Source organism: Paenibacillus radicibacter (assembly GCF_024721995.1).
GTDB classification, from domain to species: domain Bacteria; phylum Bacillota; class Bacilli; order Paenibacillales; family NBRC-103111; genus Paenibacillus_AM; species Paenibacillus_AM radicibacter.
The window spans coordinates 1-23527 of the sequence record NZ_JANQBC010000021.1; the positions used below are offsets into that span (position 1 = coordinate 1).

Consider the following 23527-nt stretch of genomic DNA (forward strand, 5'->3'; position numbering starts at 1 on the left):
AGTAAAGCACTTCTCCGCTGAAGCCAGCACCTTCGAATAGCTCCTCCTCCGCATAACCACCAGTGAGCAACTCCGTGATTTGCCCTTGCAGTTCACGCTGTGTCAGCAGCAATGGAGCATGGCTATCGCGCAGCAGATAAGCGATTCGGCTCAATGGATAGGCAGGATCGATCGGAAGATAAGCCCCGCCGGCCTTCATGACAGCCAGTACGCCAATGGCCGTATCCACGGAGCGGCGCGCCATAATGCCTACGATCGTCTCACGCTCTACGCCTTTGGATCGCAACAAACGAGCCAGTCGATTGGCCTGTGCATTCAAAGCCGCGTACGTCCATTCTGCTTCCCCGACGACAAGAGCTACTTGATCGGGCGTCTTCCTCACCTGATCTTCAAATATTTCGTGAAACGTCTTGCTCCCCGTTTCATAGGCTGTGGAGGTATCGTTAAATTGGGCGAGGATTTGTTCCCGCTCTGTTTCGGACAGCAGCTCGATGTCTCCTAATGCAGTTTCTGGTTGATGAGTAAGTCTCCGTAACATTTGTACATAGTACCGGATCCACCGTTCAATCGTTTCTTTATTAAATAAGGCTGTACAATAATTAACACTTAATTTAATACTGCTTTTTTCTTCAATTATGCTAAAAGTCAAATCAAATTTAGATGCACAATAGCCAAATCTATACGGTGTTGCCTGAACATCAGCTAATTCCAACGTACTATCCAAATTCAGCAACTCAAACATCGTATCGAAGATCGGATTACGACTTAAATCTCTGTGGATGTTAAGCTTCTCGATTAATTCTTCAAAAGGATATTGTTGATGCTCATACGCAGATAATGCCGTATGCTTAACCTCTTTCAAGAAGTCCGAAAAACGTTTGTTCCCTGAAGGAAACATGCGCAGCGCTAACGTATTAACGAACATCCCCATGATGTTCTTAAGTTCATCTTGAGGTCTTCCGGTAATGGGAGAACCCACGATGAATTCTTCTTTACCGGTTAATTTGTGCAAGAAACCAGCATACGCCCCGAGAAGCACCATAAACAATGTAGTTCCTGTCGTGCTTGCTAATTGATAGAGTTGTTCAGATAAATCCTTATCTAACGCAACTTGAATGTGATCACCATTGAAGTTTTGCAGCGCCGGTCTGGCTCCGTCCATAGGCAGTTCTAGTACAGGGAGTTCCCCTGCCATCGTTTCTGACCAGTAGGTTTCATCTTTTTTATATGCTTCCGTTTGGATAAAATCCTGTTGCCATAGGCTGTAATCCTTATACTGAAGATGAAGCGGCTGCAACGTTTTCCCTGCATAGAGCTCACTTAATTCTCGCAAAAGTATGCTTATCGTCATTCCGTCCGAAATGATATGGTGCATATCGAATAACAGCAGATGCGTATCTTCACCGATGTTGATCAAGTCCACACGCATTAGCGGCGCTTGGCTCAGATCAAACGCACGAATAAAACCTTCAATACTTGCCTTCGCTGCCGCTTCCGATGCTTCCCGATAACCCATACGGAAATCGCTGGATGGATGAATTCGCTGAGCCGGAACGCCCCCCACCAGTTCAAACGAAGATCGCAATGCATCATGCCTTTCAATGAGACGGGCAAAGGCCAGCTCCAGCCTTCCGAGATCTAACTTCCCTTCAAGTACTAACACTTCCGGCATGTTATATGCTTTCTCAGCGCCTTCCAACTGATGAAGAATAAAAAGCCGTTTCTGCGAAGACGATAGGGGATAATATTCCCTTTCTTCCGCTTTGACAATGGAGTTGAATTCATTATTGTCCTGTTCTTGAATGACTTTTGCCAATAGCTCAATTGTTGGATGCTCGAAAATATCTCTTAGGGTGATCTTAACGCTCATTTGCTTATGAACACGTGACATCAGGGACATCGCTTTTAAAGAATGACCTCCAAGTTCAAAGAAGTTGTCCCTAATTCCCAATTTATCAACGCCAAGGACATCATGCCAAATTCGGCATAGCAGTTCTTCCGTCAGATTGTTAGGTGGTATATATAAGGTTTCATTAAGAACCAATTCTGGTTGTAACAATGCATTCTTGTTTACCTTCCCGTTTAACGTAATTGGAAGTTTCTCCATCCTGACGAAATAAGAAGGGATCATGTGTTCTGGTAAGGAATGCGCTAAATCATGTCGCAGCTGTCTAAAGCTAATCTCCTCTTCCAGCACAATGTAAGCTGTTAAAAAGGGAGTGTCGTTTGCCTCTACCCATGTTTTCACAGAAGCTTCGTTAACGAGTGGATGCCGCAACAGTTGAGATTCGATCTCACCGAGCTCAACCCGATGTCCCCTGATTTTTACTTGATCATCTTTTCTGCCTAAATATTCAATGTTGCCGTCAGGCATCCAGCGTGCCAAATCTCCCGTGTTATACATCGTTTCCCCTGAATGATACGGGTCAGGAAAGAATTTCTGTGCTGTTAGCGTTGGATTCTTGACATATCCCCTACCCACATTATCCCCAGCGATATATAATTCCCCTGCTACTCCTTGGGGTACCAATTGACGACTTGCACCCAGAATGTAGATGTAAGTGTTGGATATCGGTTTGCCGATCGATGGCAAATTTGCTATCCGCTTCGACGGGTCAATCGTATAGGTTGTTACGACGTGAGTTTCTGAAGGACCGTAATGATTATGCAGGAATATGCCTTGCGTTCGGAGCACCTTTTTTAACTCGTCGCTTACAACTAGTTGCTCTCCAGCTGTAATGATATGTCTAATGCATGTTGGGACACGAGAAGCAAATTCCTTGTCCAGAAAAACGAATTTCAGGAAGGATACAGGTAAATACAGCACCTCGATTTGATTACTAGCAATGACCGTAAGTAATCGGTTGACATCTGTTTGCGTATCATTATCAATGAGATGCAGCTTCCCGCCGGACAACAAGGTTGAGAATACCTCTTGATAGCACACATCGAAGCTCAAGGTCGTGTATTGTAAGACGCCGCGGCTACAGTCGATGTTCGTTTGGGTAAATTGGAAATAGAGTAGGTTAACTAGGTTGCGATGCTCAAGCATCACGCCCTTTGGCTTGCCAGTCGTACCCGATGTGTATATGATATAGAGCAAATCATTTGATGTATTTACATAGTCTAAGGGGGCTGTGCTTTCTTCCCAAATCGATTCCGAATCCACGTCTAGAATGGATGTCCCCTCTAAGAACAAATCCATCAGATGGGTTTGGGTGATCAGGACCGTAGCCTGAGTTTCCTCCAGGATAAGCTTTGCCCTTTCATCTGGATACTTAGGATCGATCGGTACAAAAGCAGCCCCAGCCTTCAGCACGCCCAGGAAACTTATAATCATCGCTAACGAACGTTCGAGCTTAATGGCTACGACACTTTCGGCGCTAACCCCACGTTTACGCAATTTCCTAGCCATCTGATTAGACTTCTCATTTAATTCACGGTAGGTTAACTGTTGATGATCATGGGAGACCGCTACGCGTTCAGGCGTTTGATCTGCTTGCTCCTCAAAAAGTTGGTGGATCGTCTTATCCCGCGGATAGTCGACTTTCCTATCATTGAATGCAATCAGCTGCTGCTTCTCAGCTTTCGTTAATATCGTTAGATCGGTCACGAGACCATCGGGATTCTGGACGATTTCATGCAAGAGTACATTGAAATGCTCAGCAATCTTCTCCACTTCCGAGCGACCAAACAAATCTTGATTATATTCAAAGTGCAGAGAAAGCCCATCATACAGGAACATTTTCAAACAAATGTCGTAATTCGTCTTTCCGCTTCCAGTGAAGGAGTGAATTTGAAGTTTGCTGCCTTCGGTATGAAAGACGTGCTCGAAAGGGATATTTTCAAGAACTACAATCGAATCAAACAATTCATTATTTTTTAATCCACATTCTGCTTTTATATCAGCAAGAGACGTATACCGATAGTTTTCTCGGATCTTAATGACTTCAGAAATCTGATTGATAAGAGAAATTACACTCGTGCTCTCCGATGAGCTCACTCTTGTTGGAATCGTATTAATGAACAAACCTGCGACTTGTTCCATCTCTCTCAGTTGATGGGGCCTCACCGATTCTACCGAACCAAAAACCACATCGTGGGTACCTGTATATCGTTGTAACAGCACACCCCATACCGTATAAAGAAGCGGAGCTAGCGTAAGATTAGAAGTTTTCGCCAATGCTTGAGCAGCGCGATACACCGTTTCCGGAACGTTGAAAGTAAAGCGATCCACTGTATAATCGTCTGATTCATTGATCTGATTTGTTTTCAATCGAGTAGGCTCAAACCCTGCTAAATAATGATTCCAGTAGTTTAACGGTTCACTTTTGTCTTGGAGTTGCAACCATTTGACGAACTCCTTATATTTTCCTTTTTTGGGTTTCAGAAACTCTTTACCTTCGACTAAACCATTATAGGCGTCCTGAAACTCTTTGAGCAGAATACCCATACTCCATCCGTCAAACAAAATATGATGATTGGACAGAATCATTTCTATTTCATGATCGGATAATAAGCAAAGCAGAATACGATAAGGTCCAAGCTCCAAATCCAATTTTTGTGTACGATCTGTTTCTTTAATGATTTGTAACTGTGTAAGCTGATCTTCAGTAGAATAATTGGATAAGTCTATTGTAAAAATAGGGGGACAGAATTGTTTCAGGACCATCTGAATCGGTCGATCGATGTTATCCCACTTGAAAATCGTTCGAAGCATTTCATTGTCAGCAACAACCTTGCCCCAGGCTTGCTTTATTTTATCTACATCGATATCACCCGTAATACGAAAACCAAATTGTTCAAAATACATATGTGATTCTGGGTTTTTGATATAGTGAAACAGCATTCCAGCTTGCATAAGACTCAAGTTAATAATATCTTCTACGTTCTCTTTCGTAATCACTTGATTGCTGCTCATCGTCTCTCTCCCGTGATTAGGCATGAACACTGTGTCTCTCTTCACTGATGTCTTGCGCACAATGTTTTTGCATGATTTCTTTAATGATGGTCATGCCTTGCATCAATAGTTCTATCTCAATATTTAAAGGCGGCATTATTTTGATTACCGTATCTCCTCTTCCTGCCCTTTCGATAATAAGTCCTTTATCATAACAATCCGTTACAACTTTCTTCGATAACTCTTTATCCGCAAGACGAGAGACATCAATCCCCCAGATCATCCCAATGCCGCGGATTTTTATACTAGAATCAAGAGAAGCAATTTCGTTGTTCAAAAATTTTTCGATGAAGCTAGATTTCGTTGTTACCTCTTGCTCCAAATTCACTTCTTTGCGATATTCTAATGCAGCCGTGCCTCCAATGAATGCCAGCTGATTACCACGGAATGTGCCATTGTGTTCCCCAGGATTCCAAATATCGAGCTCAGGTTTCATCAGAACGAGCGACATCGGTACCCCATAACCGCTAATCGATTTGGAAAGAATGACAAGATCAGGGACAATTCCTGCACGTTCAAATGAAAAAAAGGTTCCAGTTCGCCCGCATCCTGCTTGAATGTCGTCACATATCAATAAAATGTCGTGCCGTTTGCACAAATCGCTCAGTTGGCGCATCCATTCAATCGGAGCGACGATAACGCCGCCTTCTGCCTGAACCGTCTCAAATATGACGGCTGCCGGTTTATCTACTCCACTGTTTTCGTCCGACAGAACAGCTTCCATATATTGAATGGTATCGAACGTATTCATAAATCCATAAGGGTAAGGCATGAATGTAACATGAGAAAGGGGAATTCCCGCTCCCGCCCTGTTGTATTGGTTGCCAGTCAAAGCTAAGCTTCCAAGCGACATGCCGTGAAATCCGCCCATAAACGAAAATATCCCCGTACGCCCCTTTACCTTCCTAGCTAGCTTTATACTTGCCTCAACCGCATTTGTACCCGTCGGGCCACAAAATTGCATTTTGTATGGATAATGGTTAGGAGCAAGTACTTCTCGCTGGAAGGTTTCTATAAAGGTCCGTTTGGCCGCTGTGAACATATCCAATCCGTGAATAACGCCGTCATTTTCCAGATAGTCTATTATTCTTCTCTTAATATACGTGTTGTTATGCCCATAATTCAGAGCGCCAGCACCTGCAAAAAAATCAATATAACGTTTCCCATTTTCCGCTACCATGACACAATCTTTAGCGCTAATATAAATATCTGAAAAGGTTCTGCAATAAGATCGCACATTAGATTCCCATTGTTCGAATACATTCATGAAATTCACCCTCACCCGTTGAGATTATTGGAGAAATTTAATTCTTTAGTCCGTGCTATCCGAACCTTACGATGTTCAACTTTCTTCAGCTTCCCGAATTCCATTTTGACAAGTTGATCCGCTAAATCGTAATATGCATCATCATGGGTAATTGCAATAATGCATTTACCTTCCCTCTTTAATTCGGGCAACAAAACCTCATAGAAATATTGGCGGAACTCCGGATCCTGATCGGCTGCCCATTCATCGTATAGACAAAGCGGTTTATCCTCTAAATAATTGACGAGAAAAGCAAGTCGTTTTCTTTGTCCAGTAGACAGTTTAACCGTATTGAAGGCACCTTCTTTAACGTCAACCTTATCTTCGATTCGGAGCAATTTTAAGTAATGCGCAACTAGTGAACCTTTCTTCTCCAAGTCAACTCCATATAATCTCTTAAACAAATAGAAGTCACTAAATATGGTGGAGAAATATTCTCCCAATTGAATCGATTCAACGAGGTTCCCATTGATCCGAATCTCACCTTGGGTTGGCGAATACAAGCCTGTGATGAGCTTGGCCAACGTAGACTTACCACTTCCGTTCCCTCCCGTGATGAATGTCGTTTCACTTGAATGAAAGCGAAGGTTAATGGGGCCTACCATGAACGATTCGCCGTTATCGCCCGTATAATTGAAATGAACATCGATTAATTCTAAGCTCATAGGATTAGGCTGGACGGCTGTAGTCGAATCCGAAGAATCCGTCTGAGCAATTTGCAAAGATCCGAGATCACTCATAAATTGGTTAATCCGCTGCCAACTAATTTTCATTTGCATCATATTGGGTACGGCACCTGACAACACGGTAATAGGCCCAATCATGAATAGGAATAGATACACAAAGCTTTGCAATGTGGTTATATCCAAGCTCTCAAACAGATGTGGGAAAAGAAAGACAACCGCACCGATAATGATAATGAAACTGATCTCACTCATGATGGTGACATAAGCAAATTTGACTTCTCCAACGATTCTCTGCTCCATGTAATCGTTGCAGCTTGCTTCGATATCTCCCCGGAACTGATTGCTTTTCTTTTTATTAATAGAAAGCTCCTTAGAGCCCCCGACCATATCTTGAATATAATCGAGAAACGTATTTTGAAGATCTCTTACATTCTCCCAGATGGCGTCCAGCTTTCCGGACTGTTTTTGATATACCAACACAATAAGAGCAAGCACACAAATGAGAAGCAACAGCGCATAAAGGTTTAACACCCCTAGATACACAAAACAACTGATAAGCGTTATAGAACTCGTCAATACGGTAATTAGTGTATTAGCAAATTCACTAATGACCTCCATTTCACTGTTTAAACTCGAATAGATCCGCCCGCTTTCAATCTTTTCCAATTTGTTATAAGGAGAACGAAGAAAGATATCTATCATCGTCATGCGTTTAGCGTATATGAGTTCATTCGCAATCGATATTAATTTCTTTCTGACTAGCACTTGTGAAATGATGTAAAAGGTTAGCGCTAGCGTGAAATACAGAAGCATGTTGCTTAACTCTGAACGACTACCCGATATCGCGATGTTAATACAGAATATGATTAACGCATTGCTTACACCGCCTAAAATACTTAGAGTCCCTAAGTAAAACCACGGTTTTTCGTTTTTCTGAGGAAAATAAGCGATCAATAACGCGTACAAATAGAAGATCACAATCGTTGCATATAAGATAATAGCTGCCGGTAGTAGACTTGGTGGGCCCCATTCCGTCAGTTGCGACCATGATGGATTATGCCCAAGCAGAAAAGGGATTCTATAAATACCGAATCCCAAACCCATTATAAAAATGACAGACAACAGGAAGCTTGCCATAACTCGTCGTCCTATACTCCGATAGGATCTCTTTTTATTGATGATCTGAGCAAGAACCTTTGAAATATAGGCTAAAGTTGCAAGACCGAAGCTACCAGTAAGACTCATTACTATAATTGCAATATGATCCAAGCTCATCCGCTACTACTCCTTCATATCTATTATGAAAATAAATGCTCGATATCTTCCTGTGAAATATCTGCGGAATCAAAATCCGAAGGGGTATATTCAATATTGTTCAAATTCATGCAATGCTCCATGATCAAGATGAGGTAGTGAGCAAACAATTCTGCAAGCTTTGTCACCGTATCTTTCGCATAGAGACTAGGATTGGAGGTGAAGGAAACCCGAAGTGTTCGCTCTTCGACATTTGGTGCTATATCGATCAAGTCTGTCATCGGAGTAAGCGGGCTTACTTCCAGAGTTGAGAGCTTATGATCCCAGTTTCTTATACGTTGGAGGCAAATATCATGTCGCTTGGAGAGAATCAGAGTAGGCGATGCGAACGCACAACGCAATTGCTCCTTGCCTGCTTTCATTCGATGGGACATAGACTCCGAAGGATCATGAATCAGTTCGGGGTAGCAGTAACTTGTAAAGTGGCCTACCGTTCTGGAAACGTCCAACGACCCAGCCTGTTCTTGTCGGCCATCGATCTCCAGCGCTATGCTCATTTTGTTTACACCAGCCAAGTCTTTCACAGCAAAAGCCACGGCCATAGCCAGCAATTCTCCCGGTTCCGTGTTGTAACCCTCATTCGCCTTGGACAACAACCACTCTGTATGTTGGGTAGAAAATTCTTTGACTATGTGGTAACCCGTTATAGATTGCGAATACTCCTGCTCTTGGTTAGTTGCTCCGTCCTTCATAGAGAGCTCATTGCGCTTTAATGCCCATTCTTGATAAGAATGCGTTTTCGGCATCAAGGTAATGGGCATTCCCCGATTGATGCTTTCTATCATACTAGTCAAATCTTCGATGATGATTTTCCAAGACGTTTTATCGATAATGAGACCATGCGCGGCTAACAGCAACCGTTTCCCTTGCGCGCCCAAATCGAACACACACCCTGTAAACAAGGGAGATCCGTTCAATTGAATCATGGAACGAATACGTTTGGTATGTATTGCGATTTGCTCACCCAAATCGTCGACATGCACATTCGAGAGATCTACGAATTCTGGTTCCAGCTCTTCTTTTGTGTAGCGTTCGTCATACCTGAGAGTGTTTCGTTCAAAGTCCATGACTAGTCGTAAGGAATCGTGGTGACGTACCAATTCCGTCATGTATGGACCAATTTCATGCGTAACCACATTGCTTTTCAGGTCTAAGCAGATAGATTCCACACCCTGATCTGGATTTGCTAAGACATGAGATAGAAAATGCGATGTAGAAGACGTTAAAGAAACAACACCTTGCAAATAACCTTGATGATTGCTGGTTTGGGTTACCTTCATCACGTCTGACATATCCATAAATATAGGATTAGATAGCATCTCTGCTATTTTGATTGAGAAGCCGCAATCTTGGATCATATACGCGATTTGAATCGCTTTAATGGAATCACCACCTAAAGCATAGAAGTTATCGTAACGTCCGACTGTTTCCACGCCCAGGATTTCGCTCCAAACACCTGCTAATTGAATTTCCTTTTCAGTTTCTGGTGGAGCGAAAGCTGAAGATGATTCGCTATTGAGCATAGGTTCGGGTAATTCATTCCGGTTTATTTTTCCGTTATGTGATAGAGGAATACGATCTAGTTGTACAAAGTAAGAAGGGACCATATAGTTAGGTAATATACGAGACAGATGCACTCGCATTTCGTTCGAGTCGATCCTATCGTTGGCCACATAATAACCGCATAAATACCTATCGCTGTCCTTCCCCGCTCTTGCAAGCACCACCGCTTCCTTGACGCTAGGGAACCTGCGAATTTGGGCTTCAATCTCTCCCATCTCGATCCGATAACCGCGGATTTTCACTTGATCGTCATCACGTCCCAAGACTTCCACGATACCGTTTTTCTTGCGTCGACCAAGATCTCCAGTCTTGTACATACGTTGACTCGGAATAAACGGATTTGGGATGAAGGAAGCTTCAGTTAACGCAGGCTGATTGAGGTATCCCCTTCCTACATTGGCCCCGCTAATACAGATTTCCCCAACCTCACCTATTCCCATAAGCTGCATTTTCTTGTTCATGATATACAGACTAGAGTTCTGTAGAGGCGTTCCAATTGGCAGGATCGTATACTGATTAAGCGATTCTCTGGATACCGAGTAAGAGGAGACATCGACGCAACACTCCGTGGGACCATATATATTCGTGATTTGTGTTTGTTCCATCTGAAAATGCACATAGAGCGCTCGTATCACGTCTGATGAGAGTTGTTCCCCTCCAATAATGAAATGTTTAACATGGATTTCCTGTCCAAGTGTACATTCATCACGAATCAACAATTTCATATGCGCAGGCGTCCCATCAGAAACATCGATTTGATAATGGTTATAGAATGCTAACAATTTCCTACCATCTACACGGACTTCCTCTGGTACGATATGTAGATGGTACCCCCCAAGCAAGGCTGCAAACATTTGTTGTACCGAAGCATCAAATACAAATGGAGCGACAAGTGCAACATGTAAAGGTTGATCGTCACTTTGGTAAATCGTTTCATGTAAAGAACAAACCAGATTGATTACATTCCGGTTTTCAATCATAACTCCTTTGGGATAGCCCGTTGTACCTGATGTGTAAATAACATAGGCCAGATGTTCCGGACATACAATGATAGCTGGATTGTCAACGAACTCTATTTTTTTTAAGACGTCTTCCACAGCTAACCATTTACCTGAATATCCTTCGATTTCAATCTTCTCTTTTGTTGAAATGATCATTTCTAGCGCACTATCTTTCACGATGTATTTGATGCGCTCCTCTGGATACGTAGTGGATATGGGCACATAAGCACAGCCTGCTTTGAGCACGCCAAGAATGGCTATCATCATTTCTAGCGAGGGATCTGACAAGATACCAATACATTGTTCAGGCTTCATTCCTCGATGAACAAGTCCCCACGCCACTTGATTCGCTTTTTCGTTCAGCTCTTCGTAGCTTAGCGCTTGTTGACCGAACGATACTGCCGTACGTCCAGGAGTCTTGTTCACTTGTTCTTCAAACAATTGACTGATAGATTTATAGATGGGATAATCTGAGTCCGTTTGATTCATTTCAAAGATTAACGCGCGTTTCTCGTCCTCATCCACCAGACTAAGATCAGCGATCGTTAGTGAATCGTTCAACATCATCATATCCATTAGAAACAGCAACCGATTATGCATGAAATCGATGTCTTCATCTGTAAATAGTTCTGTCTTATAGTCGTACTCTAATAAAAAGCTTCCGTCTAGGGACCATTCTTTGATAATAAACTGAAGCGACTCCGATTGTTTTTCACTGGTATATTCTACGAGTTCTATTGGAACTCCATTTAGCTCCAATGGAGGATGCGTTCCAATATAGTTGACAATAATCTCAAACAACGAATCGATTCCTTTTTTCTTCAGTTGTAAATCCTGATGAAGGAAGTTATATGGATATTTTTGATGAACATAGCAGCCCATCAAGTCTTTCTGAACACTTTGCAGTAATGATAAATTGGATTGTTGCTCGTCGATGTAGATTCTAAGGGGCATGGTGCTTGTAAACATACCGAACATATTCTTTTCTTTATACCCGGCACGGTTTAGAACGGGGGTGTTAATGACTAGATCGTTTTGCTGAAGTAATTTATTCAAGTAAAGCAACATAGCACTCACAAAAAAGGTGTTTATTGAAACCTTTTTCTCGTTTGTAAATTGTTTAATGCGTGCTGTTTGTTCAAGACTGAGTTTGAAATTTTTCCGCTTGCTAATTATGAAATCCGAACGAATTGGAAATATATCTGGTAATTGTTTGAATTTATCGAGCCAGAATTGCTTACTCTTCTCAAATCGCTTCGAATGAAGATACTCCTGCTCTTGTTCAATGTAATCTAAAAAGGAAAATTCTACTTCCTCATTTACTTGTTCCCCGGCAGCAAGCTTCGTATATATATCAACGATTTGATCCACTACAATTTGGGTCAGAGATTTCCCATCCGCAATGATATGGTGAAATCGATAGAAAAATCCCGTTTTAACATCTGAAATTCGAAACATAGTCATGTTATACAGAGGTGAATGTTCCAGGCGAAACGGCGTCGCCATTTCTTTCTTAACCCATGCATCGAAAGACTCTTCAGGCTGATCCTGCTTACTGAAATCAATGAAGTCGACAGGCATTTGTTGCTGGGTTACGTATTGGTAAGCTTCATTGTTGCTTTGCCCAATTTGAGTGCGAATACCTGGATGCTTTTTAATCATAATTTGAATGCTTTGCTTCAAAGTTATAAAATCAATACAATCTTTGAAATGCATCCCAATAGAAATATTATGAATATTCGAATTCGGATGGATGTTTTCCATATACCAAATTCTCTTCTGTGAATTGGTTAACGGCCATTTCGTCATGGTTACCTACCCTTTATGAAGACATCGTGTAATTCAAGCAAAAATGTTTGATCCCTTCCGCAAGAAGCTCCAATGCTGCTTCAGACGTCTCCATCGGGTAAACGGTTGGAATTCTTATATAAGAGCCTTTTCCGCCTTGATAATTACTTATGGTTGTAATCGCGAGACTGTAGTTGACCAACATATAATCAGCAAATAAATCGATATCGTCCACAGGCATTTCCACATAAAACTGCGTTCCGCCTCGAGGCATAGCATAACTAATATCTTTAAAAGACGAGAGCTTTGCTTCTACATATTTTTTTCGTTTGGCTATCGTTCCCACTAAATCCTGATTACCATGTTCGAGTAAAAGCTGGGCTTGTTTTTGCGCTATTCCGCAGATGGATACACATTCTTGCTCAAAAAAACCAGCCATACTTCGTATATTTTCTCGATCCGACATAACCCAACCTATCCGCAAGCCAGGAGATCCATAATTTTTGGACATCGAATTTACCGTATACACATTTTTCCAGTTGGTGGTTGCGGACAACGGTGTGAACGACTGCGCTCCGTCAAAGGTAAGACTGTCGTAAATCATGTCGGCAACCAGGTTAATTCCCTTACGTTGAACCATTTCAACGAGTTGAGCCAAAGTATTTTGTGAAAGAATGTCTCCCGTTGGGTTATGGGGCGTATTGATATAAAGCAAGCTAACGTCTGGGTTTGTACATTCTAATTTGAGCTTCTCGATATCAAGCTCGCCTTGACGAGAGGTAAAATACTTAATTTGATATCCATAACTTTTCAATATCGTAGCAATGCTTCCTAGAATAGGCGCCTGACAAAGGGCAATTGCGTGAGGTCGGTACAAAGAACGGAAAATCAACGAAAGTCCGTGAAGGGCTCCATTGGTGACAAGGATCTGGTCTTGCTGCAGTTGAAGCCCATACATCCCATTTTCCCGGTTACGAATGGCATCTAATAAAAAAGGATAACCTTCACATGGCGCATATTCACTCACAAGTGGGAGCTCAAATTGTGTTATAGGCGGTTGGACCTCCCATTGGGGTACATTTTCCACCCATACATTCCATGGCCGTTCCGGCTGAAGACTGACGTATTTCAATCGCTGTTGGAGCAGAGTAAAGGGGCTGTTAGAAGTCGTAATACGTTGCATCAAGTTACTTCCCCCTTTGTAACAAATAGCCGATCGTCAAATCCGTAGAGTCGACCTGATGGTTAACTCTTTCTTTAGCTTTCACGGTAAGATTAAGACTTGCAAAAAGCTTATCCCAATACTTCTCCGTTTCCAGACGTTGACGCGTAAAATAATGAAGAAGATAGTAAGGGTTATAATAGGATTTGGCTAATCCGTGATTCATCATTTCCATGTCGTCGATTTGGTTATCAACCTCAATAATAATCATATTGATATCCGGGAAGCGATCTGTTATTTGTGTCAAAAATCGAATGACACCCTCTTCGCCATCCTGTCCCAGAATTTCATGTAGAACAAAGCCCAATACAATAAAGTCAGGCTGATAGTCAAAATCACTCTCAAAAAATTCGATTGCCGGACTGCAGGTCAATTGAATTCGATTCTGAAGGCCATGGGCCTCCACCAGCTTTACTGCCTCCGCATATCCCCCTTCACTCGGTTCTACTCCCCAAGCTTGGATGTCAGGATAAAGCCTGCAAAATTCAACCAAATAAAGACCGTTCCCGCAACCCAGATCCAAGAGTCGATTACATGCACCTGGAATGTGGGACATCAGGCTTTGAGTCAAAGGTATCGCATCATAATGGCTGATAGCGCAGCTCCCCACCCCTACCTTCATTGAATCACGAGTGGCCCACCCGGAGTTTTTCTTCAACTTAGAACCAATCTGGAGGAACGTTTCCGCATACCCGCCGATCATCATGATATACCAGCCCCGAAAATCTCCAAGTTCAATCCCTTTCGGGCTTAATTGAAATTCGTCGTTATCCTCGATCACAATCTCTTCGTTCTCTAAATATTTTAGAAATCCTTGTAATTTCTCTTCATCTAATTCCAACCTTTTGGCTAGATTGCAGACAGAAGCAGGGTCAGTTTCGATGAAAACATCAAATAACCCCGTATCAAAGAGATGATAAATACAAACAGCTAGCGTAAAATAGCGGATTGGTTGCGTTGATTCGATCAATTGTACTTCCATGTTAGGCAATACCATTACCAATCATCTCCCATTAATATTTATTTCTATGTATTGTAGAGTCAATTTTTACTATTGTAGTTATTAATTGTTCTCGCAGTGTTATCCAAGCATGAAGATAACATTAAGATAAAATTACTCAGCTTATTTTTGATAAAAACAAATAAGGGAAGCCCTATTTAATAGGCTTCCCTTCATTTCATTATAATGTTTCTCCATTCGGAAGACTGGGAGGTGACTGCATTAGATTCCCAATTTAGCTATATTTTTCCTTATCTATGTCATCGCTTTAGCGACTTGTTTCATCATTTTAAAGAAAAGGCAAACACAGAGCAATAATGCTTGAAATGATACTTTGGAATAAGAAAAAACCAAGCGAAAATCAGAGAAAAACCTGACATTTGCTTGGTTTAATTCCTTACTTAAAAATTACCATGAAAGGAAAGTTGTTAACCTCCGCATTTATTCTGGTAGCTTTTATGTATTCACGAACTCAAGGGACTTAAAATCCAATGATACCAAAGGTGGCTCCGGATAATTGTCAAAAGCAATATGCCATTCTCTAGCCCTGTAGTTCCGCCAGCTCGTTTCATATGCTTTCTCCAGCTTGCTATGACTTCTGCTGTAGGTCCAATCCGAAAAAAGGGATCCCGGCTTCTTTGCTTTTTTATGTTCATATCTTCGTCATCGGTCCGTAATATGGACAACAAATGCATACGAAGTGTAGCCTGTGTAGCCTTCTTTCCATTCTGATATAATTAAAACATTGTAAACTCCGGGCTGTTCAGGCAAATGTAAGCGATCGTTAATCAGCTCCAGCTCAATAGTCTGTTCTCCTCCCTGGCTGGTATCATGTACGGTGTATACTTTCAGATTGCTTGGCTCCAAGCCGGGCGGATATTTTATAACCACAGATGACCCGGGGGTTACACTTACCGGCGGATATTCGGTTTGTTGAACCCTTTGCTGTACCGAACCGGATACTTCAATGCATTGTTTCCAACAGGAGCCTCCCAGGAGCAGCGGAATTTCCTGCATCCATCTAGTTCCGTCTTTATATCTCCGCTCATAAGCAACGTAAGGCACAGGCGCCGATATTTGCTCATCGAACTTTACGTTTTGCTGATTAATTATGATTAATTCCTTGTTGTCGTCGTAATGTACCTCGGAATACATTTCTTCCCCTACAAAAGCCAGCGGGACATAGATATTGCCGTTGTAGTTTATAATCGGAAATTGGCTTGCTTTTCCGTTAATAGCAAACTTCTGGGATGTCAGGAAATCGAGCGACGAACTTGCGCCATAAGCAGCCAAGCCGATAACCCCCAGCAATCCGAACCATAGCCATACTAAGCTATATGCTCTCAAAAAGCCGTTGATACCGCCCTTCCATCCTCTATTCATTCAAATAAGTGGTCACCCGGTTCTGAATCAACTTCGCCGCTTCCTCAGCTGTTTTTTGACCGCTGAAATAAGACTTGGCTTCCTCCTCGATGATCGACGTCATCTTGTCTTCTTTTTTCACATGACGATTCGCTGTTTGAATTAATTGTTTCAGCTCGTCAAAAGATTGTTCCGTTACTTTGACATTCCCGTTCTGGGTCTTAAATCCTGAAGCTTGTATTTCGTTCTTAAATGAATCAACCATCTTTTCATTGACTGATTTCAGGATCGAGTACCCTTCTTCACTTTGCTGCACTAATGATTGCGCTTCTTCCGACATAAGGAATGCAATGAATTTCCATGCTTCGTCTTTGACCGGCGAATTGGCCTGAATACTAAGCAGTGATGAAGCCCTGAATGTGCCTCCGTCCTTATGTCCTTGCGGATGAGGAGATTGCATTAGGCGCGGATTCGGGAAATACAAGTATGCCTTATGGAAAAAGTCGAATGGAGAGAGTGAGTACGCCGACATGGAGAACAATTGATCGCCTCTTTTCGCCTCGCTTGCCGTCATAATGCGATCATCGTACATTTTTTTAATCCGCTTTATCGTGTCCACAAACTCCGGAGAATCGAATTTTGCCTTACGAGCTACCAGATCTATAAATTCCGACGCACTATCGCCTATAAGCTCCGAAAGAAATTGTTGCGGCTGCAAGTTTGCTACGGCGTAGCGACTCCCTTGCTTGTTTGAGGATTGAATAAATTGCCTAGATACTTCCTCCAGTTGCTTCCATGTCCATGTTTTATCGTCCACCTTCACCGTCTTCGAAAGGGCGTCCCCGTCTCCGTAAAAGCCGCCTAAGTAAAACGAACGGGCGATCCCGTACAAGCCGCCATTGATCTTCAAGCCATCCAATATGTTCATCTGCAAATCGTTCTTCTTGACCGTTGGATCTTGATCCAGCATTTCGCTCATGTTCAACAACAGCTTTTTCTCGATATATTTGTCGATCGGCAGATGGAGGGTATTGATAATATCGGCTCCTTTGCCCGATAAAATGGCCGTATTCATCGTTTTCACGTGTTTCTCCATCGTTTCTTCATTCGGCTGAATCTGCAAATCGATATCCGGATATTTCTTCTCGAAAAGCTGCTCTACAGCTTCCAAAGGCTCGCGAAATGCAGATATGGTAACAATCGTCTTTCCGTCAGGAGATTTCGGTTTCGCTTTTCCTGATGAGGAGTTGTTCGTGCCGCCAGCCGCAGTCTCGCCGCCCCCATTACTACATCCGAATACCGTAGCTAGCAAGATAAACGAAATTCCAAATAATAGCGGTTTTTTCATCGTTTTCATCATATTTATCGTATTCCTCTCCTATCGATTTTTCCTCTTTGTATGTACAACCATCCTGCTTTCCCAACTCTACTCTAGTCCAAACGAACGCGATTTCCGTCCTGCACTGGCTGACTACTCTCCTTCATAATGAGATCGTCAGAGCCAATACCGCCCGACGCTATGACCAACGTTTCTTTGCCGTTCGTTTCACTGGACTGAATGAGTATCTTCCTCACAACAAAAACATTGCCCAGAACGCCTTTTTTCTCTTCAATTTTGTAGAAAAACTTTTTGCCACCCTCCTGCCGAATCGCCTCATTGGCAACAATCCAGCCTTCCTGCTGTAGTGGCATGACATGCTTGACGGACGCCTGCTCACCTCCTTTCAGTCCGGGATCCGCCACATGAACGGTCAAGATTTTCTGCTCATTCACACCTGCTGTCGTATTAATTGACGTCCCATCAGATGGTTCGCGCGTAGTATCATCCGCTATTTCATGAATAGTCCCTTCCAGCAGGTTCGTCTGCCGACTCGACGGTGAACGCACATCGATTTGCATCTTGCTCCCGACTGTCATTTCTAAAGGGATCAACAGCGTTGCATTTACTCGCATATCTAACCGATAACCTTCGCTGCTGTTTGCGATCACAACATCCGGCTCTCCCTTTGACGCTTGTCCCTTAATGGCGTTTACTTTCGTTACGACTCCGTCGAACGGCGCTGTAATTTGCTTTTGTTTGGCAAGACGCTCTCTTAAACTCTTAGCTTTCCGCTCCAGTGTACTAAGGTCGAGCTTGTGCGTTGAAATCTCACGACCGACGCTCCGAAGCTTCGTTTCATCGTCTTCCATTGCTAACACTAAGTACTGGTCTTGCAAATTTTGCAGCTCCAGCTTCTGCTTTTCCAATTGCACGAGTTGGTCTTGCAGCTCATCCTCGGTGGCTTTACTGTCGTACGTGACAAGCGTTTGCCCATCTTTCACGAAGTCTCCTTTTTTCACGGCAACCGCAGTCGCCTTCAGGTTTTCCGAATTCGTTAGCCCAACTTCCTTCAAGGGCCGCAATGTACCGCTCCCTTCAAACGTATACTCCAATCTGCCGAATTCAGGTTTGATGGTAATCGCTTTCGGTAATGACAAAGATTGCAATGTATTGCTGAATAAAGTGAAGAATATTAATATTCCAATAAAAATAACGGATACAATCTGTAGGTTTCGTTTATAGCCTCGTTTTCCATGCTCCGCATATTGTCCTGTATGCACATCTTCGACCTCCCTAGCAGTTGAAGCTATCCCTTGATGCCGGACAGTTGAATTCCTTCGATAAAATAAGATTCGGCATATAAAAACAACAGCACCATCGGAGTCATATAGAGCATTGATGCAGCAAAAGCAACTCCTTGCTCGCCCTCGTTAATTCTTGATAAGTACACCGATAAAGGCTGCTTGAACGAATCGTCCAGAAAAATAAGCGGCTGTTCCACCATATTCCAATAATCGACGAACAATAAAACGACCAGCGCAGCCACACCCGGTTTGATCATCGGAACAATGATCGTGCCAAAAATCCGTAAATGCCCGGCTCCGTCAATTTTGGCCGCTTCGATGTACGAGTACGGAATATGGAGCATGAACTGTCTGAGCATAAATACGCCGAATGCGGCAAAAATACCAGGCCATACAATCGCGCCGGGACTGTTCAACAGCTGCAATTGTTCCGCAACAATATAATTGGGTACTAGCGTCACCTGAAACGGCATCAGCATGGTCAGCACATAAACCAGAAATAAACTGTCCCGGCCGCGAAATTTCAGCTTCGAAAATGCGTACGCCGCTAACGCTGCTATGAACGTTTGCCCGGCAATGATCGGCGCTACCATAATTACCGAGTTCCAGAACATATTTAGAAATACCGGGTTGTCCACGAGAATTTTGCTGTATTGCTTCAGCGATACGAAATCCGGCAGCAGCTTCAAATTGACGAATTGATCGACAACCCCTCCGCCCGTTGGCATTTCACTCATTTGCCTGATCAGCCCGTAATTGATGCCTATTTCCCGTTCGGTCATGAGTGAATTTGTGAATGTAATCACTAAAGGGAACAGCAGCATCGCTGCCATAATGGACATGACTGCCGTCAGCGCACATTTTTGTAACGTCCTCTGCACTTGATTTTCTCCTCCCGCTACTCCATATAGCTCCTGAAACGGCGTTCAAGAGCAAATAGGGCAAGAACGATAACTAAAATAGCTCCCGCCATCATCGTCGCCGCCGCTGTCAATTTCTGAATATCCAGCGACATAAACGTATTGTTCATATAATGCTGGAGCATATAGATACTGTCGTGCGGATAATCGCCTGCGATCAAATACGTCTCGCGAAACACTTTGAACGAATTGATGATAGACATCACGACGACAAAAAACATCGTCGAGGTTAAATAAATAAGCGTAATGCTGCGGAATTGCCGCAGCCGGCCTGCCCCTTCCACTTTGGCCGTTTCGTAATAATCTCGCGGAATTTGCTGTAGTCCCGCCACGAATAACACGATGTTATAGCCGATGTTTTTCCACAAATAGACGATGATAACGACATAACGCGCTGTATCACGCTTCATCCAATCTACACGTTCGTAGCCGAAATAGCTCAGCCAGGCGTTAAGCGAACCGTTCCAATCGAACAGGATTTGCCAGATCATCACGATCGAAGCGACGGGAACCACGAGCGGCAGCACATAAGCGGTTCTGAGCGCATTGCGTATGTATAGTTTTTGGTTTAGCAGCATCGCCAACCCCAACGATAAACCAACGATGAGCGGAACAGACACTATAGTAAAATAAAACGTGTTCGACGCCGCTTTCCGAAACGAGTCGCTCGCAAGCAATTCGCGGTAATTGTCCAGTCCGACGAAATTGCTGGCAATCATGTTATCCATGAAAGAGTAGCCGATACCTTTAGCGAACGGAACGATATAAAACAGTGCAAAACCGATCAAGCTCGGCGCAAGAAACACCCATGCCACTGCGGAATCTTTGCGAATCCACTTCACCAGTCTCGTTTGTCCGAATAAAGACAAGCCAAAAACCCCCTTTCTTCCTATTCGCCTCTCCTGCCTTACACTTGTAAGATTAGAAAAAACTTCTTAAAAAGAAAGTGGGAAATATTAAAATTTTTCTTAAGTTCTTAATGTTCAATTTGCGGGCAGTCTTATTTCAAACTTCGTTCGAATCAAGCTGCTTTCTACTGTAATCGTACCATTGTGCTGTGTCACGATATTTTTCGAAATGAACAAGCCTAGACCTGTGCTACCCTCTTTATTAACGCGCGATTTGTCGCCAGTGTAGAACATATCGAATAGATGCGGCAGGTCATCTGGATGGATGCGGTCGCCATAGTTGATCACCTGAATTACAGCCTCGTCTCCCTCAGCAGAAACATGAATATCGACAAACTGGCCGTCGCCACCGTAGCGGATCGCGTTGGTCAGCAAATTTTCAAACACGCGTGCCAGCAAGTCGCCATCGCCCGAAATGACCAACTGCGAAGCGACGTTCAGTCGGACTTCCAGATGATTTTTCTCAAACACCGGATACAATTCTTCGCTCAGCTGAGTTAGCAACTCGCTTAAGTCGATCGGCTGCTTGTCGATAGGCAGATTACCATAATTCATTCTCGTGATTTCGAACAGCTCGTCAATCAGCTTCTCCAGACGCTGCGACTTAGCGTAAGCGATGCCCATATAATGCCGAACCTGATCTTTGCTCCGTTGTTCGTCCTTCATAATAAAAACCAAATACCCGATAACGGAAGTGAGTGGCGTCCGCAAATCATGAGCTAGGTTCAATACAAGCTGGTCTTTGCTGCTCTCGGCAAAATCTCCCCTATCTACGGCTTGCTTCAGCTGCTGGCCAGCCAAATTAATATCTGCGGCTATACCCCCGAACTCGTCGTGGGATGCAACCGTCACCTTTTTATCGAAATCGCCGTTAGCAAGATGCCGAATCCCCGTCGAAATCTCATTGAAATACACGGCGTAGCGCTTCGTAAATAAGAAGAAAAACAAGATCGCCAGCGGGATGAATAAAATCAGGAAGAAATTGATATCCCCAACCGCACTTATAAATAACCGGACATAAGCGATCAGATCTTCGAATTTGACCTGCGTGCGGTAATAATACTGAAGAATTTTGTACAGCCCATAAGTAATGAGGCCGGAGATGAGCATGCTTATGCTGAATAACGTAATCATCTGGGAGCGGAAGCTTCGGACCATGTTAGCCATTGAATGTATAGCCTACCCCCCAAACCGTTTTGATCAGCTTGTTTTTGTTCACGTCTTCGTTCAGCTTTTTCCGCAATGTCCGAATGTGAACCATGACCGTATTGCTGGATTCGAAGTAGGTGTCGTCCCAGACGTGTTGGAAAATATTTTCCGCGCTGAACACTTTTTTTGGATAACTGGCCAGTAAGTATAAAATATCGAACTCTTTGGGCGTCAGCTCGATCGTTTCACCGTACAAGGTGACAGTGCGCTGATCGGGATAAATGGCCAATCCCCCCGCTTCCAGAACTGACTTGTCCGCAGGTGCTGGTTGGCTCATATGCATGTAACGCCGCAGGTGAGCGTTCACCCGAGCGATCAGCTCCATCGGATTGAACGGCTTAGTCATATAATCGTCCGCTCCCCGCACCAGACCGGCAATTTTGTCCAGATCGGATGCTTTGGCGCTCAAAAAAATAATCGGCATATGATCATGCTCCCGAATTCGCCGGGTAACTTCATACCCGTCCAGCTTAGGCATCATAATATCCAGTATCGCCAGATCGATAGGATTCGTCTGAACAGCATGAACGGCTTCCTGCCCGTCCGATGCTTTTATGACATCGTAATCTTCTTTTTTCAAGTGCAGCTCGATCAAATCCGCGATTTCCGCCTCATCGTCCGCAATCAGTACCGTAATCCGTTTCATCTTCTCGTATCCATCCTCTGTAAAAGAAGTTTCTAATATTAATGCTTCCATACCTCGAATTTAATAGATGAATGAGCAGATCTGACTATCATATACAACCACTCACTTTCAATATAATCTATTAATATAGTATAATATGAAATTTTATGAATCAAATACGGGTACAGTAATTACTATACAATCCTGCCCGTTAGTTGACCGTCACCCAGGAGTTTAACACACTATTTCCCAGTATAATATCTTATTCTCACAGAGGTTGTTTTTCTATCGAACTATACTTATGCGACCTGTAACGAATCTAAGCAATCCAATGAACTTCATAGCTTGGAGCAACTGCAGCTTGAACTTGAATATTACTTTAATTGGTTCAACCACCACCATGTACATGGGACTTTAGGTTATTTAAGCCCCATCGAGTTCAAGAAACAACCCCTTAAAAAAAGAGGGCAACCAGTAATCCTCATCTGGTTGCCCTCTTTGTCACTTATAACGAATCTATTTTGTGAAAATAATCCTTCAGAACCTAACTTAACTGTAATCAACAAATACAGAGTTCATGTTAATCGGTAGTTAGTTCCCGACTTAAATACCCACTAGCTCTAACATCAATCCATGATACCAACTATATTGGCAAAGTACTTATTATAATGAATGAATGTAGCTTTTGAACATAGTTTGATTAAATTAACTTAATAAACCTTGATAAAAGAGAAAATAAAAAGAGCGTATTTTGAAAAAAGATTGATTAAAACACGCTTTTTCTATATTCAATTGAATCATCCTTTTATAAAAAAAGTTTGCTTATTTTTAAGCTCCTTATTCCACTAAAGCATCTGTTAGTTGAAGAGTATCGTCTTCAAATTGTTAGCATATACTCTAGTATGGTAAAATTAATTCTATAAAAACTATTACCAATTATCTAATATATACTTTTACTTACATTATAAAGAAAGGGAGTGTCCATACCATGAAAAAGAGAATACTTGTGCTTTTATCTATGGGTTATGGGTACTCTAC

14 protein-coding genes are annotated in these 23527 nt (G+C 42.8%); 1 reads left to right on the forward strand and 13 read right to left on the reverse strand.

From position 1 onward, the window contains the following. The 13 genes from NV379_RS25345 to NV379_RS25405 all read right to left on the reverse strand — a co-directional run. A partial coding sequence (locus tag NV379_RS25345; RefSeq protein ID WP_258210118.1) for a non-ribosomal peptide synthetase occupies positions 1 to 4921 on the reverse strand: 4921 nt, incomplete at its 3' end. A gap of 16 nt (positions 4922 to 4937) precedes the next feature. After that, positions 4938 to 6227 carry a diaminobutyrate--2-oxoglutarate transaminase gene (gene ectB / locus NV379_RS25350; protein ID WP_258210119.1) on the reverse strand — a complete coding sequence of 430 codons (1290 nt, stop codon included), beginning with the start codon at positions 6225 to 6227 and terminating at the stop codon, positions 4938 to 4940. An 11-nt stretch (positions 6228 to 6238) separates the two neighbouring features. After that, positions 6239 to 8227 (reverse strand): cyclic peptide export ABC transporter, encoded by a 1989-nt coding sequence (locus NV379_RS25355; RefSeq protein ID WP_258210120.1) that lies wholly within the window; start codon positions 8225 to 8227, stop codon positions 6239 to 6241. Between the two features lie 23 nt (positions 8228 to 8250). Beyond that, complete coding sequence (locus tag NV379_RS25360) at positions 8251 to 12639, reverse strand: non-ribosomal peptide synthetase (protein ID WP_258210121.1); 4389 nt, start codon at positions 12637 to 12639, stop codon at positions 8251 to 8253. 13 nt (positions 12640 to 12652) lie between these two features. Then, positions 12653 to 13801, reverse strand: a complete 1149-nt coding sequence (locus tag NV379_RS25365; protein WP_258210127.1) for a beta-methylarginine biosynthesis bifunctional aminotransferase — start codon at positions 13799 to 13801, stop codon at positions 12653 to 12655. A gap of 4 nt (positions 13802 to 13805) precedes the next feature. Continuing rightward, positions 13806 to 14822 carry a 2-ketoarginine methyltransferase gene (locus NV379_RS25370; RefSeq protein WP_258210122.1) on the reverse strand — a complete coding sequence of 339 codons (1017 nt, stop codon included), beginning with the start codon at positions 14820 to 14822 and terminating at the stop codon, positions 13806 to 13808. Between the two features lie 681 nt (positions 14823 to 15503). Next, positions 15504 to 16223, reverse strand: coding sequence for a copper amine oxidase (locus tag NV379_RS25375; protein ID WP_258210123.1), 720 nt, complete (start codon positions 16221 to 16223; stop codon positions 15504 to 15506). After that, positions 16216 to 17550, reverse strand: coding sequence for an ABC transporter substrate-binding protein (locus NV379_RS25380; protein ID WP_258210124.1), 1335 nt, complete (start codon positions 17548 to 17550; stop codon positions 16216 to 16218). Before NV379_RS25380 ends, NV379_RS25375 begins: the two co-directional genes overlap by 8 nt. Before the next feature lie 83 nt (positions 17551 to 17633). Beyond that, positions 17634 to 18803 (reverse strand): efflux RND transporter periplasmic adaptor subunit, encoded by a 1170-nt coding sequence (locus tag NV379_RS25385; protein WP_258210125.1) that lies wholly within the window; start codon positions 18801 to 18803, stop codon positions 17634 to 17636. A 26-nt stretch (positions 18804 to 18829) separates the two neighbouring features. Then, positions 18830 to 19669 (reverse strand): carbohydrate ABC transporter permease, encoded by an 840-nt coding sequence (locus tag NV379_RS25390; RefSeq protein WP_258210128.1) that lies wholly within the window; start codon positions 19667 to 19669, stop codon positions 18830 to 18832. Positions 19670 to 19725: 56 nt separating this feature from the next. Further along, positions 19726 to 20616, reverse strand: coding sequence for a carbohydrate ABC transporter permease (locus NV379_RS25395; RefSeq protein ID WP_373426169.1), 891 nt, complete (start codon positions 20614 to 20616; stop codon positions 19726 to 19728). A 114-nt stretch (positions 20617 to 20730) separates the two neighbouring features. Continuing rightward, positions 20731 to 21822, reverse strand: a complete 1092-nt coding sequence (locus NV379_RS25400) for a sensor histidine kinase (protein WP_258210126.1) — start codon at positions 21820 to 21822, stop codon at positions 20731 to 20733. Beyond that, positions 21815 to 22510: a response regulator transcription factor gene (locus NV379_RS25405; protein ID WP_258210130.1), complete on the reverse strand. Its 696-nt coding sequence runs from the start codon at positions 22508 to 22510 to the stop codon at positions 21815 to 21817. The genes NV379_RS25400 and NV379_RS25405 overlap by 8 nt, the downstream gene beginning before the upstream one ends. 324 nt (positions 22511 to 22834) lie before the next feature. Between NV379_RS25405 and NV379_RS26200 the strand changes: the two genes are divergently transcribed. Further along, positions 22835 to 23080 carry an IS3 family transposase gene (locus NV379_RS26200; RefSeq protein ID WP_373426170.1) on the forward strand — a complete coding sequence of 82 codons (246 nt, stop codon included), beginning with the start codon at positions 22835 to 22837 and terminating at the stop codon, positions 23078 to 23080. The last annotated feature ends 447 nt before the right edge of the window (positions 23081 to 23527 follow it).